At 43.8% G+C, this 15,970-nt stretch carries 18 protein-coding genes; 11 read left to right on the forward strand and 7 right to left on the reverse strand.

Annotated elements, in window-relative coordinates:
- On the reverse strand, nt 1-1,146 hold a 1,146-nt coding region (locus B5F53_RS07150), incomplete at its 3' end, for an IS91 family transposase (protein ID WP_140398222.1).
- A gap of 106 nt (nt 1,147-1,252) precedes the next feature.
- Here B5F53_RS07150 and B5F53_RS19830 point away from each other — a divergent pair.
- The 6 genes from B5F53_RS19830 (at nt 1,253) to B5F53_RS07175 (ending at nt 6,776) form a co-directional block, all read left to right on the forward strand.
- The gene (locus B5F53_RS19830; RefSeq protein ID WP_162610550.1) at nt 1,253-1,426 is read left to right on the forward strand and encodes a hypothetical protein; all 174 of its coding nucleotides are present in this window, start codon (nt 1,253-1,255) and stop codon (nt 1,424-1,426) included.
- The gene (locus B5F53_RS07155; RefSeq protein WP_087221835.1) at nt 1,416-3,902 is read left to right on the forward strand and encodes a JAB domain-containing protein; all 2,487 of its coding nucleotides are present in this window, start codon (nt 1,416-1,418) and stop codon (nt 3,900-3,902) included. Before B5F53_RS19830 ends, B5F53_RS07155 begins: the two co-directional genes overlap by 11 nt.
- Nucleotides 3,899-4,159, forward strand: coding sequence for a transposon-transfer assisting family protein (locus B5F53_RS07160; protein WP_087221837.1), 261 nt, complete (start codon nt 3,899-3,901; stop codon nt 4,157-4,159). The genes B5F53_RS07155 and B5F53_RS07160 overlap by 4 nt, the downstream gene beginning before the upstream one ends.
- Nucleotides 4,152-5,006: a hypothetical protein gene (locus B5F53_RS07165; protein ID WP_087221839.1), complete on the forward strand. Its 855-nt coding sequence runs from the start codon at nt 4,152-4,154 to the stop codon at nt 5,004-5,006. The genes B5F53_RS07160 and B5F53_RS07165 overlap by 8 nt, the downstream gene beginning before the upstream one ends.
- A 157-nt stretch (nt 5,007-5,163) precedes the next feature.
- On the forward strand, nt 5,164-5,448 hold the full coding sequence (locus B5F53_RS07170) for a molecular chaperone (RefSeq protein ID WP_087221842.1): 285 nt from the start codon (nt 5,164-5,166) through the stop codon (nt 5,446-5,448).
- An 86-nt stretch (nt 5,449-5,534) separates the two neighbouring features.
- Nucleotides 5,535-6,776, forward strand: coding sequence for an IS256 family transposase (locus B5F53_RS07175; RefSeq protein ID WP_087221844.1), 1,242 nt, complete (start codon nt 5,535-5,537; stop codon nt 6,774-6,776).
- A 232-nt stretch (nt 6,777-7,008) separates the two neighbouring features.
- Here B5F53_RS07175 and B5F53_RS07180 read toward each other — a convergent pair whose 3' ends face one another.
- Nucleotides 7,009-7,260 (reverse strand): helix-turn-helix transcriptional regulator, encoded by a 252-nt coding sequence (locus B5F53_RS07180; protein WP_330396172.1) that lies wholly within the window; start codon nt 7,258-7,260, stop codon nt 7,009-7,011.
- 71 nt (nt 7,261-7,331) lie between these two features.
- Between B5F53_RS07180 and B5F53_RS07185 the strand changes: the two genes are divergently transcribed.
- The 5 genes from B5F53_RS07185 (at nt 7,332) to B5F53_RS07205 (ending at nt 11,914) form a co-directional block, all read left to right on the forward strand.
- Nucleotides 7,332-7,691 carry a hypothetical protein gene (locus tag B5F53_RS07185; RefSeq protein ID WP_087221848.1) on the forward strand — a complete coding sequence of 120 codons (360 nt, stop codon included), beginning with the start codon at nt 7,332-7,334 and terminating at the stop codon, nt 7,689-7,691.
- Nucleotides 7,692-7,930: 239 nt separating this feature from the next.
- Nucleotides 7,931-8,539 carry a TetR/AcrR family transcriptional regulator gene (locus B5F53_RS07190; protein WP_087221850.1) on the forward strand — a complete coding sequence of 203 codons (609 nt, stop codon included), beginning with the start codon at nt 7,931-7,933 and terminating at the stop codon, nt 8,537-8,539.
- Nucleotides 8,532-8,867, forward strand: a complete 336-nt coding sequence (locus tag B5F53_RS07195) for a hypothetical protein (RefSeq protein ID WP_087221852.1) — start codon at nt 8,532-8,534, stop codon at nt 8,865-8,867. The genes B5F53_RS07190 and B5F53_RS07195 overlap by 8 nt, the downstream gene beginning before the upstream one ends.
- Nucleotides 8,864-10,903, forward strand: coding sequence for an immunoglobulin domain-containing protein (locus B5F53_RS07200; protein WP_087221854.1), 2,040 nt, complete (start codon nt 8,864-8,866; stop codon nt 10,901-10,903). The genes B5F53_RS07195 and B5F53_RS07200 overlap by 4 nt, the downstream gene beginning before the upstream one ends.
- A 3-nt stretch (nt 10,904-10,906) precedes the next feature.
- Entirely contained in the window at nt 10,907-11,914 is a 1,008-nt protein-coding gene (locus B5F53_RS07205) for a hypothetical protein (protein ID WP_087221856.1), read from the forward strand.
- A 63-nt stretch (nt 11,915-11,977) separates the two neighbouring features.
- Here B5F53_RS07205 and B5F53_RS07210 read toward each other — a convergent pair whose 3' ends face one another.
- The 5 genes from B5F53_RS07210 to B5F53_RS07230 are packed head-to-tail and all read right to left on the reverse strand — an operon-like array spanning nt 11,978 to nt 15,484.
- Nucleotides 11,978-12,391, reverse strand: a complete 414-nt coding sequence (locus tag B5F53_RS07210) for a dUTP diphosphatase (protein WP_087221858.1) — start codon at nt 12,389-12,391, stop codon at nt 11,978-11,980.
- Entirely contained in the window at nt 12,391-13,155 is a 765-nt protein-coding gene (locus tag B5F53_RS07215) for an FAD-dependent thymidylate synthase (RefSeq protein ID WP_087221860.1), read from the reverse strand. Before B5F53_RS07215 ends, B5F53_RS07210 begins: the two co-directional genes overlap by 1 nt.
- Nucleotides 13,142-13,468 (reverse strand): hypothetical protein, encoded by a 327-nt coding sequence (locus B5F53_RS07220; protein WP_087221863.1) that lies wholly within the window; start codon nt 13,466-13,468, stop codon nt 13,142-13,144. The genes B5F53_RS07215 and B5F53_RS07220 overlap by 14 nt, the downstream gene beginning before the upstream one ends.
- Nucleotides 13,465-15,129, reverse strand: a complete 1,665-nt coding sequence (locus B5F53_RS07225) for a relaxase/mobilization nuclease domain-containing protein (RefSeq protein ID WP_242970261.1) — start codon at nt 15,127-15,129, stop codon at nt 13,465-13,467. The genes B5F53_RS07220 and B5F53_RS07225 overlap by 4 nt, the downstream gene beginning before the upstream one ends.
- The gene (locus B5F53_RS07230; protein WP_087221865.1) at nt 15,089-15,484 is read right to left on the reverse strand and encodes a plasmid mobilization protein; all 396 of its coding nucleotides are present in this window, start codon (nt 15,482-15,484) and stop codon (nt 15,089-15,091) included. Before B5F53_RS07230 ends, B5F53_RS07225 begins: the two co-directional genes overlap by 41 nt.
- Nucleotides 15,485-15,970: the final 486 nt, after the last annotated feature.

The raw sequence follows: 15,970 nt of genomic DNA on the forward strand, positions 1-15,970 counted from the left end.
GGCAGGGGACCGGCACCGGTGCTTTCGCATGGTCCTTTCATATAATTCATGCAAAGGAACGGGTTTGTGGTTGAAATATAATTCAAGAAACAGCATGGGCGTACCGCAGGAAGGACATTTTAAAGGGTCATATCCGAAGGAAAGCAGGATGGAATCCCGCCAACGGTTAAAAGAAAGAAATATTTTATGCTTGTCCCTTGAGATAGCCCTGTGAAGATATCTGTCAGATTTACGATGTCTGGCATAAATCCCATAATAACGGATCATTTTGAAATGTTTTTCCGGGATATGCTGGGTGAGGCGTGCCATGAAATCAAGAACGGGGATGGTTTCCGTGACCAGCTTCCCGTCTTCATGGCGGTTGTAATGAAACGTAACAAATTCGCCGTCATAGGAGTCAATACGTGAAGTAGCGATAACTGGTCTGCCAAGGTAACGGCCAATGTATTTGATCACTTGGGAAGGATTACATTTATTGGGCATGGCTCGGACATAAAACCCATTTTTGTGGTCGGCATAGACAGAAGCCTTAAGCTTTTTAAAGGAATCGCCGATTTTGGAATGCAATTCGTTCAAAAGGGCGGTCTGAAAGGAGTCACGCAAGAGTTTGTAGTTGAAGTGTTTTTTATGACGCCAGCGAAGAGAATTCCCAACCCCGCCTTCAGAAACGAGACAATGGATATGGGGATTCCATTTCAGGTCCCTGCCAAAGGTATGAAGGACACAGATAAACCCAGGAGTAAAGAGTTCGGATTTGTTATCTTTATGGAACATACGAGAGACAACACTGTTAACGGAAGAGAAAAGGCAGTTTAAAAGAGAACGGTCAGATAAGAACAAAGGACGGAGTTCCCTGGCGATAGTGAAAACGCAATGGCGATGCTGGACATTGATGATCTTAAAAGACATAGAGGTAGTCCTGTCAATGGCATACATGTTGCCGCAGGAAGGACAGAAGCGGGAATGACAGCGGAAGGGGACAAATTTGAAATTTCGGCAGGAAGGGCAGGCATACATGGCGCCGCCAAAAGAGGGGTCGCCGCAATGGATCATTTTTTCTACATTTTCAATGACAGAGTCACGGGGATGTTGGATATAGAGCATTTCTTCAAAATGGTCTGTAAAAATTTTTTGTAGGATATTCATAAGACTATTATGAGGGAAAAAGACGCAAAAAGTAACCCCTAATCCCCTCAAGATTGAGGGGTAGGGGAGTTGAAGTGTCGAAGACACTTTTTTAAGGAGGATAGGAATGAATACAGAACAGAAAAAAGATCCTGCAATTCAGCTGAATCAGGAAGATTCCATGGATATACAGGGAGCAGGAGCATTTACATTATCGTGTCTGAAAGAGGAACTAGGAAAAATGGAAGGAATAGAATTTGTGATGTTTATACCATTGGGAGGTGAAGCTTATGGCAGATAAACTGAATCAGGTTGCGATCCGCATGATCGAACAGCCGCCCTTATTAAGTAAAGAACCTATGGATAGTCCGGAAGCAGCGATTCGTGTTATGCAGGAATTTCTAAGCGAAATGGACCGGGAACTTTTCTGTATCGTAAATCTGCAGTCGGATTTAAAGCCCATCAACATGAATATCGTTTCTGTGGGGGCGTTGAATCAATCCCTCACACACCCCAGAGAAGTGTATAAAAGCGCAATCTTATCCAATGCGGCAGGGATACTGATGATCCACAATCATCCGTCCGGGAATCTGGCTCCTTCCAAAGAGGATATTTACATTACGGATCGACTGCGGCAGGCAGGAGAACCCTTAGGAATCCCACTTTTTGATCATATCATTACAGGACGGGAAAAGGAGTATTTTTCTTTCCAGGAACGCCGTACCTTATCCGGAAATTCTCCCCATTTTGTGTCTGATTTGGAGGAATTGCGGATACCCCGTATGGTGGCAGAAACAGATCGCGTCAGGGAGCAGATATCAGGATATGCCTCTGATCCGGTTTCCTCTTCTACCCGTACACTTCCAATGCCTGGAAAAGATATGGACAGTATTCTGGAATCATTAAAAGCTGGTGTGGAAGAACTTTTTACCAGTGAAAGATATGCGGATTATCTGAAGACAATGGCAAAGTTTCATAATTACTCTTTTAATAATACCCTTCTGATCGCCATGCAGCGTCCGGATGCAACTTTAGTGACAGGATATAAAAACTGGCAGTCTATGGGACGTCAGGTGAAGAAGGGCGAAAAAGGGATCACGATCATTGCACCTGCCCCAGTAAAGAGTAAAAAACAAAGAAAGGTATTGGATCAGGAACATCGACCTGTATTTGATGAACAGGGAAATCCTGTACTGGAGGAGGTTGAGGTAAAGATTCCCAGATTTAAAGCAATCACGGTGTTTGATATTGCACAGACGACGGGTGAACCGATTGAGCTTCTGGCTCCCAAAGAATTACAGGAAGCAGTTAACGACTATGATCTTTTTATGAGAGCAATTACTGAAATCGCCACAGTCCCGATCCGATTCGATGAGATTTCTAGCGGAGCAAAGGGATATTATCATAACGTAGATAAGGAAATCGTGATCCAGCAGGGAATGAGTGAAAGCCAGACGATCAAAACGGCAATTCATGAATCCAGTCATGCGAGGCTGCATGATAAGGATCTTATGGAAAGCCGTGGAGAGGAAAAAGACCGCCTGACAAAAGAAGTAGAGGCAGAATCTGTTGCTTATTGTGTCTGCAGTGCATTAGGTCTGGATACATCCGAGTACAGTTTTCCATATATTGCCGGCTGGAGCTCCGGAAAGAATATGAAAGAGCTAAAAGCGTCTATGGATGTCATCCGGCAGACAGCAGGTGAGATGATCGATGAGCTGAATGATAAGATATCTGAACTTGTGGAAGAAAAACAGAAAGAAAAGCTTATTCCGGCAATGGAAGCAGCTGGATATCGCTTTGATGAACTGGAAAGTACCAAGGAACAGCTCCGTTTTATACCAGATGGAGTCCATCAGATATCCGGTGTCATGCTTGCTGGGTCCTGGGGCGAAGTGCAGGAATGGCTGGATCAAGTTATCGATAAAGATTCATTTGATGCGGAACGGATAGAAAGAATTTTGTATCCGGAACAGTATAAGAAAACTTCTGAAGAGATGATGTATGACAACGAAGGTGACCGGTTTGCCATTTATCAGATCAAAGAACATACGCAATCTGAATCATATCGATTCCTTGGAATGGAGGATCTCAAAAAGAAAGGGATTTCTGTTATTTCCTCGGACTATGAGTGTGTCTACTCAGGACTACTTTTACATTCCGATGATCTGAATACACTTTACAGTATGTTTAATGATGATCCACCGGCAGATTTTAAAGCTCATTCTATGTCTGTCAGTGATGTAGTGGTCATGAACCGTAATCATGAATTGCATGCGTACTATGTGGATCGGTTTGGTTTTACCGAACTTCCGTCATTTGTATCGGAAAAACAGATGGAGCTTTTAGATAACTGGAATCCAAAGCCGTTTGATATTCTGGATGACAGCAGCTGTATCAGTTTTTATGCAGCAGAATGTTCAGAATTTCCAGTTTTAGGAGAGGTACATTACGATCTGACATTAACAGAAGCTTTTGAGGCATATGACAGAATTCCGGATAACCGCATGAATGGGATAAAGGAAATCGGGTTCAATCTGAAGGATGGAAGCGACTGGGAAGGTTTATTCCCGCTTGTTACAGGTGAAAAGATCGATAAGGAACTGATCAATTCTATTCCTGGATTCCGTGAAAATAAGCTTGTCCAGGAAGCGGTGTCCAGAGCAGAGAAGATTTTAGAGAGAAGACATCAAGAAAAGACACGTTCTGATGCTTCAAAAACAGATATGAAGAAAGAAGAAAAAAAGCAAGCGAAAAAGGAGGATATGTGTTTATGAGATGTATATCGTTGAATCATGATGAGCTGATGATTATAGGGTGTTTTTATGAAGGAAGCAAAGAGGAAACCATTCTGCTGTTAGAAGATACCATGAATGTATTAAAAGAGGTTCGGATGGATGAATCTGATGATGAAATGATACAGATGCTTGAAACAGCTATCGAGAAATTGAAGAAGATGGATGAAGCAACATTTGCTTCTCTTGATCTGCAGAAATATCTCAATGATCTGCAGGAGGATCAGAAAAATGACTGACCAGTATGCAATCTATCGTGCGAATCTGCTGACAGAAGGAAAGAACCTGTGGCAGAAAAGTTTTGAACAGGTACGAAAGGAACATCTTCCGGTAAGAATTGATCTTTACAGGCAGATACATATCAGTTTTTCTGAAAAAGACGAGTCTGTGATGGAAATCTGGAAGAAAACCAGAGATATTACCGAAGTCAGTGATGTGCTTGTGCTGAACCGTTCCGGAGAAATCTCCTGTTACTATGTGAATGAAGATGCTCCCCGGAGGATCACCGGATTTATCCGGCTTAATCCGTCAGGAACACTGGTTACACTGGATACCAGAGATTATAAGATCGAAGGGTATGAAGGAAACTGGATGGCTGCAGATGATATGATCATTGACGGAAGACAGTTTTTTCTGATGGAACATCAGGAATTTCATCGACAGGCAGCCATGATCGTATTAGACAGTTACGGAAGAAAGGTAGTAGAGGAATGTAAGGAAGGATTTAATCAGGAGGTAAAAGATAAAATCTATGCTTTTCTCCAATCTCAGGAAAAGAAACGGTATCCGAACAAAGAACTGAAACAGAGGTTAGAGTTCTGGCAGAAATTCTTTGAAAACGGACATTATGAAAGAAGCTGGGAATCCGGAATGGAGGTCAATTATGATGCGATTGACGGTTGTGTGAATCATCAGAAAGATGATCCAGGAAAGGCTTTAAAAGAACCAAAAGTTCAGCCAGCCAGATCACGAAAGAAAACTTCTGTGATCCGGAAACTTCATCAGAAACAGATCGCTATCGCAAAGAGATCCGGAAAGCCCATCCCACGATATCTGGAACAGCAAATGGTGAGGGAAAAAGTATAAAGTTTATGAGGAATGGAATCCGGATTTTGTATCGTTTCGGTACAATTTATGAGAAAAATGCTCTATCGCGATGGGCTTTTTTGTATGGAAATTTATCTGGATGATAGTTTCCCTATCCAAGACATCTTTTGTTACAAAATAAAGAAGGGAGGTAAAAATGCGACTGACAAAATCTGAGAAAGAAACGATAATCTTATTTAATGAGTCCGAAGATGAGGCGAGTATCTACACATATAACACCGGTTTAAAAAACCGTTTGAAAAAGTTCAGCAGGCAATACCCACAGTTGTGTCATCTGAAAGAAAAAAATAAATATGGTGGTGTGGAGTATCTGATCGATAAATCCAGACTATCTATCCATTTTCAGTCGCCTTATAGTGAAGAACGTATAGAAATTGTAACCCAGAATTTGTTAAAAAGAATGGAGCATCCTGCTGAATAAACGGCGGTGTGAAAGTTTTTCTGTAAATACGTAAATATAAGAGGTTCTTCTATGATAAAATCTAAATCATAGGAGGGCCTTTTATTATGGCAAAACAAAAGAAACCTGTTCATCGGGTACAAATGACGGAAGGAAAACGAAACATTATCCATCAACTCCTGGAAGAATACGACATTCAGACCGCTGAAGATATCCAGGATGCCTTGAAAGATCTTCTTGGCGGGACCATTAAAGAAATGATGGAAGCAGAAATGGATGATCATCTTGGCTATGAAAAGTCCGAACGCTCTGACAATGACGATTACCGGAATGGCTATAAGCGCAAACGGGTAAACAGCAGTTACGGCTCCATGGAAATCGAAGTCCCGCAAGACCGCAAATCAACCTTCCAGCCGCAGGTGGTTAAAAAACGTCAGAAAGATATCTCGGATATTGACCAGAAGATCATATCCATGTATGCAAAGGGAATGACAACCCGGCAGATTTCAGAGACCATAGAGGATATTTACGGTTTTGAAACATCTGAAGGTTTTATCTCAGATGTGACGGATAAGATCCTGCCGCAAATAGAGGATTGGCAAAACCGGCCTTTGGATGAAATATATCCGATCCTTTTTATTGATGCAATCCACTATTCTGTGCGGGATAACGGCATCATCCGAAAACTGGCTGCATATGTGATTTTGGGTATCAATACAGATGGCAAGAAAGAAGTCCTCACCATTCAGGTTGGTGATAATGAGAGTTCCAAATACTGGCTGTCTGTCCTGAATGAATTAAAAAACCGCGGTGTAAAAGACATCCTGATCCTTTGTGCAGATGGTCTGACTGGAATCAAGGAAGCTATTGCCGCTGCCTTTCCAAACACAGAGTATCAGCGCTGTATCGTACATCAGGTACGGAATACGCTGAAATATGTTCCGGATAAAGACAGGAAAGCCTTTGCAACGGATTTAAAAACAATCTATCAGGCATCCGATGAGAAGAAAGCTCTGGACGCACTTGACCGGGTAACAGAGAAATGGACACCTAAATATCCGAACTCCATGAAACGCTGGAAAGATAACTGGGATGCGATTTCTCCGATTTTCAAATTTTCAACAGATGTGCGGAAGGTCATATATACAACCAATGCTATAGAATCATTAAATTCCACCTATCGGAGACTCAACCAGCAGAGAAGCGTTTTTCCGAGCGATACAGCACTGTTGAAAGCCCTGTATCTGGCCACCTTTGAAGCCACCAAAAAATGGACAACTACCATCCGAAACTGGGGCCAGGTCTATGGTGAGTTGAGTATTATGTATGAAGGACGGCTGCCAGATTAAATCCATATCCAGGTTAAAACAGGCGGAAAAGCCGCCTGTTATTGACATGCCATCAAACGGATGGTATATATAAAACAAGGGTGAAAAGCTTATTTTTCAAGCCTTTCACCCGTTCTTATCATAGAAGAATCCTATTTACAGACTTTTCTTCACAGGCTCGAATAAACCATACCGGTTCTATAATATTAGAGGAGTCAATATCCTTAATGGATTATTGGCTCCTCTTTTTCGGTTAAAACACGTTATCATCTGGATAATGTGTCATAATATCTTCTACTTTGCATTCAAGAATATTGCAAAGCTTATCTATCGTATTTACTTCTACATTTTGATTATGCCGAAGTCTGTTTAACTGGGAACGGTTCATATGATACTTGGTATATAGATCATACTGGGTGATCCCTTTAGACTTCATGGTCTCCCACAAATTATCGTACTTTATCATATCCCAGTGGTTCACTTTCCTTAATCTTTTTATTGCCATATAACTATTATTATCGTAAAATATGTTCAATAATAGTATTCGTATACGAACACTATTCGGAGAGGGGTTTTTTGAAAAAACGAAATTGGACATGGGTGATACTTGTCGGTATTGTACTCCTCTTGGCATATTTGCAGTTTGGTCGTGATGTCAGGGTCATTTCCAGTATGCTTATGAGTTCAGATCAGTATTATGAACAGAAACTGACGATTGTTGCTAATAAGCTTTTTATTCTGGATAAAGATAAATTTGCAGAAGAAATGATAGAACGTTGCATGGATAATGATTTTCGTGAAATGAAGTTTTCGTATGACTTGCTGGGTTCTCCGGACAAAATTGAAATTACAGTGTATTTAAACGAAAGAGATAGAAAGTGTGCGCATCAATTTTTTGTTATTGAGTATGACAGCATCTGTAGATTGTGGAAATAAAATATCGAATAACTAGATTAACGAAATATGGACAATCTTGAACGAATCCCTTTTTTATGATATATTATAAATGTATAATTTTAAGTATAAAGATATCTTGACTATAACAGTAATTAAGTAGAAAATGCGGATAATTAAAGTGTAACCATCCCTTTTTGTGTTGCTTGAGCGGTGACGCAAAAATTTTTTCTCACAGAATTTACTACTTAGTCAATCAAAATATTTTGGGGGAGGGGTGAATGATATTGCAAGAAAAAGGTATCCCGGAAAGACGTACAGAATTTTTGGAAACCTGTTTCGATACCTTTTGCAAGAGTGGACTGGAAAATACCAGCCTACAAAAGTTGGCGGAATCCTGTGGTGTGACCAACGGGGCGCTGCTGTACTATTTTGGCAGCAAGGATAATCTTGTCATCGAAGCCACCGCCCACTGTATGGCAAAGGTGGAGGACGACTTTATGTCACAGGCCCCAACCAGTTTTGCGGACATCGAACGTTTCTTGCGGGAAATGCCTTATCTCACCGCAAAGCTCCACGGAGCAAAATACCGCTTTATGTATCAGGTATATGCAAGTCCAAAGTACCGGGAATGCGGCAAGGAATTTTTCAAAGGCGTTAATATCAGGTATCACAACTATGCCGAACTGCTTTCCGGCAAATTGGGGATGCCCGCAGATTTTATCCAGGGCATGACCTATCTGTTTGTCCGAGCCTGTGTTCATTTTGCTCTGTTTGAGGACGAGGACTATTTACAGTTACAGTTAAATGCAATTCGTACTTCCCTGCGGGCATTTATTGCCACAAAAACCGGGAGTGAAGATTGGAAAGCAGGTGGTACCCATGAGTAAAGTCAATCGCTATGAATATGAGGGGAAGATAATAGAGATTCCCCTGCGATGGGATGAACACTCAAAGAAAGAAATCGAGGATTACAGTTTATTTATAGAACAGTCCCCGATCTACACTCCGGAGGGACGTCCCCTTCTTCTGACCATTGAGGACGCCTGTCCTCACGCCGTCATGGTAGATGATGATCCCGCAAGTATTGACTGCGGTTCCTGCGTCTACTTCCGGCAGCCAGCCGAATCAATTCTGGGTGTCTGCCACAATGAAAAAATGCGCTGTGTTTCGGCAAAGCAAAGGAACACAAGTTCAAACAAGGAGGAAACATTATGAAAAAACGATTATTTGCGGCGTTTGTCTGCCTGTGCATGATCGTGTCTCTGCTGCCGACAATGGCGTTTGCCGAAGCAGGCGTACAGGACAGCGGTATTGTCACAAGTGAAAGCGGGCTGTGTGAACACCACACCCAGCATGACGAAAGCTGCGGCTACACCGAGGGGACAGCGGAAATTCCCTGTTCCCATGAACACAACGAGAGTTGCGGCGGGCTGACCGACCCGGAAGCCTGCAATCACAGCCATGATGAAACCTGCGGCTATGTTCCCGCCACAGAGGGAACGCCCTGCACCTTTGTTTGTGAAGTCTGCGACGCACAGGACAGTGGAAACCCGGCAACTCCGTCCGACGCACAGCCGGAAGAATGTACCTGTGAAACCCTCTGCACCGAGGAAGAAATCAATGCGGATTGCCCGGTCTGCTCTGTGGAGGGTGCTGAACTGGACAAGGTTTGCGTCGGTGTAGCTCCTATGCTGCCCGTCACGGCGCTGGCGGCTGCGCCGATCGGACAGGTGCTTTATGTAGGTGGTGTGCAAATATCTTCCACCGGCTACTGGACGACCGACAGCGATGGAAACGTCACCGCATCCACAGCCGGTGAAACACCGACGGACAACTATATCAGTTATGACGCAGAGAACAATGTCCTGACCCTGCACAACGCCACCATTAAAAATGAATTGGAGTTTAATGAGAGTATTGAAGGTGGCACATTCATTAGTGGTTCGGCCATTGGCGTGTTCAATAAGTCTGGCAATGCAGAATTGACCATCAGCTTGGTGGGCACCAATACAATCGCAAACGTCGGCAAAGGGATTTTTGTATTGGCCAGCTCCGCTTCTACCGGCAGCTCCAACCTGACCATCCAGGGCGACGGCAGTCTGAATGCCAGCGCCAGTCAGACCGGCATCTGGGTTCAGAGCAACGGTAACAATGCTGCCCTGTGTGTCGAGAATGCCGAGGTCACTGCATCACCTGATGGCGCTGTCAAAAATGGTGTTTTAGTGCAGGCCAAAGATGGCTCGGATGTATCGCTGACTGTGAACGGCGGCAGTCTGACCGCCAGTGTTAATGCTAATATCTGGTTTCAGTTTGGCTCCGGTGTTTCCGGCTCCGGCACACCCACAGTGACCGTCAGCAACAATGCCATTGTGCGGGCCAACGGCGGGATTGCGAATACTTCTTCTACTTCGATTCAGTACGGAACAGGCAACAAAGAAAACGGCGGCATCGTCTGGAACGGCACGGGCGGCACCGTGTACGGCGATGTGGAATTGCAGGAGGATTTGGAGATTGGCGAGGGCGAGAGCCTGACGCTGGATGACGGTGCAAGCCTGGACGCTGGAAATCATAATGTGATCGTGGACGGCGGAACGCTGGACGAAAACCTTGCAAATAGTTTGGGCGACAGTGTGAAGTATGCGCCCACCATCACGACCCACCCGAAAAATGTGGAAGTAAAAGAAAAGGAAACTGCTACCTTTACCGTGGAAGCCACCGGCAGCGATTTGTCCTATCAGTGGCAGCAAAGCACCGATAACGGAAGTAAGTGGACGAATATTACAGGCGAAACCAACGCCACCTATACCATTGCGACTACCACAATGGACATGAGCGGCACTCAATACCGTTGTGTTGTGAAAAACAGTATAGATGAAGTAACAAGTGACGTTGCTCTCCTCAAGGTAAAACATAATTTGGTAAAGATCGAATATAAAGCACCAACCTGCACAGTGAATGGAAACGAAGAATACTGGACTTGCGACACCTGCGATAAATACTTCAGCGACGCCAACGGTGATACCGAAATTGCAAAGGATTCCTGGATTATTAGCGCAATTAATCATGATTGGAACGATGCGGTTTACACATGGGACGATGACGGAAGCACCTGTACTGCTACCCGTACCTGCAAAAACGACAGCGCTCATACGGAAAAAGCTACGGCAACGGTAACAGGCGCACAGACCAAAGCGCCGACCTGCACCCAGATGGGCGAAACCACCTATACGGCTGCCTTTGAGGCGAGCTAGGCAATGACACAGACAAAAGTGCTTGCAGACATTCCTGCCATCGGTCACAGCTATGGTGAACCGGTCTGGAGCTGGTCAGAGGATGGAAAAACCTGCAAGGTGACATTTACCTGTGAAAAGGATGAAACCCATAAGGAAAGCCCGAAGGTAGATGTAACATCAGCAGTAAAGACCCCTGCTACCTGCACGGAAACAGGTGTAACCACTTATACAGCAACCGTTGAATTTAACGGCCAGACCTACACAGATACGAAGGATGTGGCAGACATCCCGGCCACCGGCCACAGCTATGGCAAACCTGTTTGGAACTGGTCGGAGGATGGAAAAACCTGCACGGTGACGTTTACCTGTGAAAAGGATGAAACCCATAAGGAAAGCCCGAAGGTAGATGTAACATCAGCAGTAAAGACCCCTGCTACCTGCACGGAAACAGGTGTAACCACTTATACAGCAACCGTTGAATTTAACGGCCAGACCTACACAGATACGAAGGATGTGGCAGACATCCCGGCCACCGGTCACAGCTATGACAATGGCAAATGTACTGTCTGCGGTGCGATTGCTTCCGATTTCAAGGTCATCATCACAGCCGGGGCAAACGGTAGCTGGCAGAAAGGCACAAAGGACGGTCTTACCTTTACTTCCAATGCAGCTTATAAACACTTCCAGAAGGTACAGGTAGACGGCAAAGACCTGGATGCTTCCAACTACACAGTAAAGGAAGGCAGCACCATTGTCACTTTGAAAACTTCCTATCTGGAAACTCTGTCTGTGGGCAAACACACACTGGCTATCGTTTCTGAAACCGGTACTGCTACTACAGAATTTACCATCAAGGCAGCGGCTTCTGCTAATGATCGTAATCCGGCAAATCCGAATGGAGAAGCTACAGAGTCTGTACAGACTGGGGACAATACCAATATAATGTTATGGATAGTTATGCTGTTTGTTTCAGCGAGCATTCTTGGAATTGCTGTTTATGAAAAACGAAAAAAACATATGGAAAATTAGGGTACAGTAACAATAGAGCAGCGAATTTACGCTGCTCTATTTCTTAGTGTAAAACTATTTAATTTATATTCCAGTGCTTCCAAAAGAATTTTTCCCCCGCTGTTTTCCATGTTCAAAAACAAAATCTGCAATAATCACGGGAGTAATAACCAACTGTCCAATCCTAGTGTTTTTCTTTAAGATATGCTCCTGATTGCTAACATTACTGATGATAGCGTGAATTTCACCTCGATAGCCGGAGTCAATAGGCGGCAGTTCGCAGATTAGTCCTTTGATTGCCATGCTGCTTCTTGGAAAGACATATCCGGCGTATCCATCAGGGATTTCCAGTCCAAAGCCGAGTGGGATTTTGATAATATCTCCGGGTTTTAGTGTGCAGTCAAAAGGAATATATACATCCGCTCCAGCGTCATTTTCATGAGGGCGGAAAGGACAATGCTCTTTGGCGACGCCAAAATCAATCAGTCTTATTTTCATTAATTGTCACCTCCCATGAGAAGCGGATAGTCCTGTAAGAGGATATCAGTTGGTCTCAACGCCTTGGCGATAGGATGTCCGCAGCCCATTTTTCCTTCCAGGCATTTTCCACGCTGACAGAATGGGCCAGTCAGTTCCGGGAGAAAGAGCGCAGGACTTAAATCATACAGAGCTTTCCAGATTTTCAGGATCACGATCCTCATTTCATCCGTATTACGTCTGCAGGAACGCTGCCCGATCATATGCTTCCACTGATAGGGAGTTGCACTGATAAGCAATACATTTCTAAGTGCCTGGGGCAGCAGATATCCTGCCGAGTCATGACCGATACCTGTATTGCAGAGCTGTCCATAATAATTTATATCGGACAGACAACTTGTTTCATATAACTTCTGAACTGCTGGCGGAGCTGCAAGGATCTCATAAGGTTTTACAAAATCCGCCTGTCCGAAATAGTTGCTGTACTGGAGAGAAGCGCTCATGAACTTTACCTCGTTCTGGTGCCGGGTGATCTGGGAAAGAAATCTCCGGCTGGCACCCACTACAGCTACCGTGATCACGGCAAATTTCTGAATGGCAGGGTGTGGAAGACTTCCCATATTTTTTACAGTGTCATTTGTAAAGGCATGGTTATACAGCCGGATCAGATCCTCCATGTTGTGAATGAGATGTCCGCGCTGGGTCAGTCTGGCGGCAAATACCATAGTCTTTTCTGCTTCACTGACTGCAGAACAATTCAGGATCTTCGTTTCAATTCTGTTCATATGTGCCCTCCTCTTTGATGATCGCTGCCAACAGAAAGAGATAGTTCAGGCTGTCGGTGATCTTTTCATCCCATAAGTCTTTTGTAAAAGAAGTATTTTTTGCATAACACATATCATATAAAGATACGATATGTTTTGCCATCATGCCAACGAGTGCCCTCTGGGGCGTGCAGTCCTGGAGTGATGCGGCTATCTTAAAAGCACTGAGCCTATCTTCATGGTCGCCTGTATATTCTTTTTTCTTCATGCGTAACGTCTCTTCGCATTTATTTACCTGATCTGCAAAGATCAGTCTGAATTCTGATTGTGTCATAGTGATTCCTCTTTCCTTTCTTTTGTTGATTTATCATGTGATGCTGAATGAACGAGAGCTTTTTCTGTCTCCATCGCTCTTCTGTCAAGAATGGCATCTACGTTATAGGAAACGGTCTCCAGTTCTGTGCAGCGCTTTTTTAGCTCTTTCAGTTTATTTTCCTGATAGATGATTTTATCCTGTAGTTCCTGTTTCTGGGGTTTTAATGTTTTCATCGAAAGCATTTTCCCATCAGGATAGAAGTTTTTAAGCCAGTCTCTGGCCTGTTCGTATGCCTGCAGTTCGGAACCATGTTCACGGCGGAATACCTTTTTCTTTTTGGATTTTATGAACTCCGCATAGATACTTTTTGATGAAAAGTACTGCCCGGTGTAATGGATCTGTGCATTCAGAGTCTTCAATTCTGCTGTAAGTTCATTTAGAGTGTTACGTGCCTCGTTCAGATCCTCTTTCGCTTTAGAGGTAACTGCCGACAGATCTTCTCTGGTATCGTATCCGTGTTCCTGAATGTAGATCAGGGTATTTGCCATCTGCTGTAGATTGGTGATCTTGACCTTGCGGGCATAGGCATCGCTTTGCATTGCTTTCACATTTGTCTGTAGATCGACAACCAGGCGTAGCTGGGTTTGGTAATAAATGATAGCGACAGGATCCTTGTGGTAATCTGCCTCTGTATAGCTGGATGCGGTCGCGCTGATCTCTGGTCGGATTCTTTTTTTGTTCTGGAGAAACCGCTCTTCCAGATGTTCCTTGCCGTAGTTTGTTCCCAGAGCTTTTTCTGTGATCCTTCGGTCACGGTCCGGGTGCAGATAGCGGTATCTTCCCCGTTGGGAAAGCACGGATATGTTGTAATTCTCCAGAAGAAGAGATTGGAACTCTTTAAAATTTCTGGCAGATTTGGAACATTCTTCGATGGCTTTCCTGAGAAAATCTTTCTGAGTCTGAAATGTTGTGGAAGCTGGCTTGAGCCCTTTCTGTATAATTTCCCGATTGATCTGTTCAAGTTTTTTCTGGCCTCTGGCATTTGCTCGGAATTCTGTTTCTGTTATTTTTTCCGGGGCAGGTGTGAGCAGATCAAGCTGATGGAGACCTTCCCTTTCACACATGGCCATGACTTCTTTTTTCAAATGTTCCAGAAATCGGTTTGTTGAGCGATGTTTATAGCCGGCATTTTCTTCATTCGGCTTATCCATATAATTCTGGCGTTCCACAGCATATTTGCGGACACTGTTGATCACGATATGTGTATGGATGTTGCCGGAGTGATTGCTGCCATCTGTGTGAGTAACGACTACTGTCTGATAGCCGGGAAAGTTCTTTTTGGCAAATTCTAGGCAAAGCTCTTGGGCTCTTTTCCCGGTAAGTCCGCACTCCGATACATCTACAGGGTCAAAGCTGATGATGTAATGGTGACTTTTCAATTCGTTTCGTCTGCGGTTTTTCTTAAATGCTTCGTTCGTCATCCTGCATTCAATATCAAATGTATCAGGATTGCAATTAAGCCCATCCTGATAGAATTCATCTCGCAGGATTTTCTGCCCCAGTTCATTCCGCAGGACTTCGCCGGTCTTCTCATCATGCTGAAACAGCAGGTACTCCATCGTGTCAGAATAATTGGCATTATGGCTTTTTATGTGTTTGAGGACTGCCAGTATAATCACCTGCCAATCGAAGCACTTCTTTCCGCAGTGCATATAGTTCCGCGATGGCTTGTTGTATCTCTTCCTGCATGGCAAGAGAGCGCTCTCCGCCACTGTTAAAATGCCGGGCAATTTGGTTTAGGTTGGATCCGATCTTTCCATATTGTGCGAGCAGCGATTTAATTTCCTCGCCGTCAATTACAATCTGGTATTTCGGAGTCAGTTTCCTGTTTAAGATCAGATTTCGGATGAAGTCAGACCTTGTCATTTTGCATTTTTCAGCCCGATCTTCTAAGACGGACAATTCAATATCCGTCAGTCTCAGGCATATGATGTGTGTGCGTTTGTTTTCCTTGTTTCTTCTTACGGTTTTCATACTCCTCCTTCCACTTCGTGATAGATAGAGCCGCCAACAGAGGCGCCATTCACTGAAATACCGGCTGTCCCTTCCGGGTAGATTTCAGTGCTGCTCCCAACATTCTGTTGGAAGCCAATATAATTCCGATACATTTTTGATCAGTGTCTGGATTATAAAATGTACGGAAATTACTGAGGGTATGGGGAACCGGAATCCCCATCAAGAGCCCGACCACGGAGAATGCAAAAGTCAGAAAATCTGCTTTTGTATTACGGGGTGGATCTTGCTCTTTGAAAATTCATACCCTCTCACTAATAGAAACGAAAAGGCTTAATTTTACAGTGCAAATTATAAAAAATCTAAAACTTTTTTCTATTATCATTTGGTCTGTCAAAAATAATCAAAAAAAGTTAATTTCAGACACTGTAAATTCCCCTGATTTCCTTTCTATATATGAAGAGGTTCATATCATGCCTCTTCGTATTAAAGAATGGAAAGAGGTAT

Source organism: Blautia sp. An249 (genome assembly GCF_002159835.1).
Taxonomy (GTDB): Bacteria; Bacillota; Clostridia; order Lachnospirales; family Lachnospiraceae; genus Blautia_A; species Blautia_A avistercoris.

Coding starts and splice junctions, on each gene's coding strand:
- B5F53_RS19830 (WP_162610550.1), top strand. CDS start 1,253: ATGAATACAGAACAGAAAAAAGATCCTGCAATTCAGCTGAATCAGGAA.
- B5F53_RS07155 (WP_087221835.1), top strand. CDS start 1,416: ATGGCAGATAAACTGAATCAGGTTGCGATCCGCATGATCGAACAGCCG.
- B5F53_RS07160 (WP_087221837.1), top strand. CDS start 3,899: ATGAGATGTATATCGTTGAATCATGATGAGCTGATGATTATAGGGTGT.
- B5F53_RS07165 (WP_087221839.1), top strand. CDS start 4,152: ATGACTGACCAGTATGCAATCTATCGTGCGAATCTGCTGACAGAAGGA.
- B5F53_RS07170 (WP_087221842.1), top strand. CDS start 5,164: ATGCGACTGACAAAATCTGAGAAAGAAACGATAATCTTATTTAATGAG.
- B5F53_RS07175 (WP_087221844.1), top strand. CDS start 5,535: ATGGCAAAACAAAAGAAACCTGTTCATCGGGTACAAATGACGGAAGGA.
- B5F53_RS07180 (WP_330396172.1), bottom strand. CDS start 7,260: ATGGCAATAAAAAGATTAAGGAAAGTGAACCACTGGGATATGATAAAG.
- B5F53_RS07190 (WP_087221850.1), top strand. CDS start 7,931: ATGATATTGCAAGAAAAAGGTATCCCGGAAAGACGTACAGAATTTTTG.
- B5F53_RS07195 (WP_087221852.1), top strand. CDS start 8,532: ATGAGTAAAGTCAATCGCTATGAATATGAGGGGAAGATAATAGAGATT.
- B5F53_RS07200 (WP_087221854.1), top strand. CDS start 8,864: ATGAAAAAACGATTATTTGCGGCGTTTGTCTGCCTGTGCATGATCGTG.
- B5F53_RS07205 (WP_087221856.1), top strand. CDS start 10,907: ATGACACAGACAAAAGTGCTTGCAGACATTCCTGCCATCGGTCACAGC.
- B5F53_RS07210 (WP_087221858.1), bottom strand. CDS start 12,391: ATGAAAATAAGACTGATTGATTTTGGCGTCGCCAAAGAGCATTGTCCT.
- B5F53_RS07215 (WP_087221860.1), bottom strand. CDS start 13,155: ATGAACAGAATTGAAACGAAGATCCTGAATTGTTCTGCAGTCAGTGAA.
- B5F53_RS07220 (WP_087221863.1), bottom strand. CDS start 13,468: ATGACACAATCAGAATTCAGACTGATCTTTGCAGATCAGGTAAATAAA.
- B5F53_RS07230 (WP_087221865.1), bottom strand. CDS start 15,484: ATGAAAACCGTAAGAAGAAACAAGGAAAACAAACGCACACACATCATA.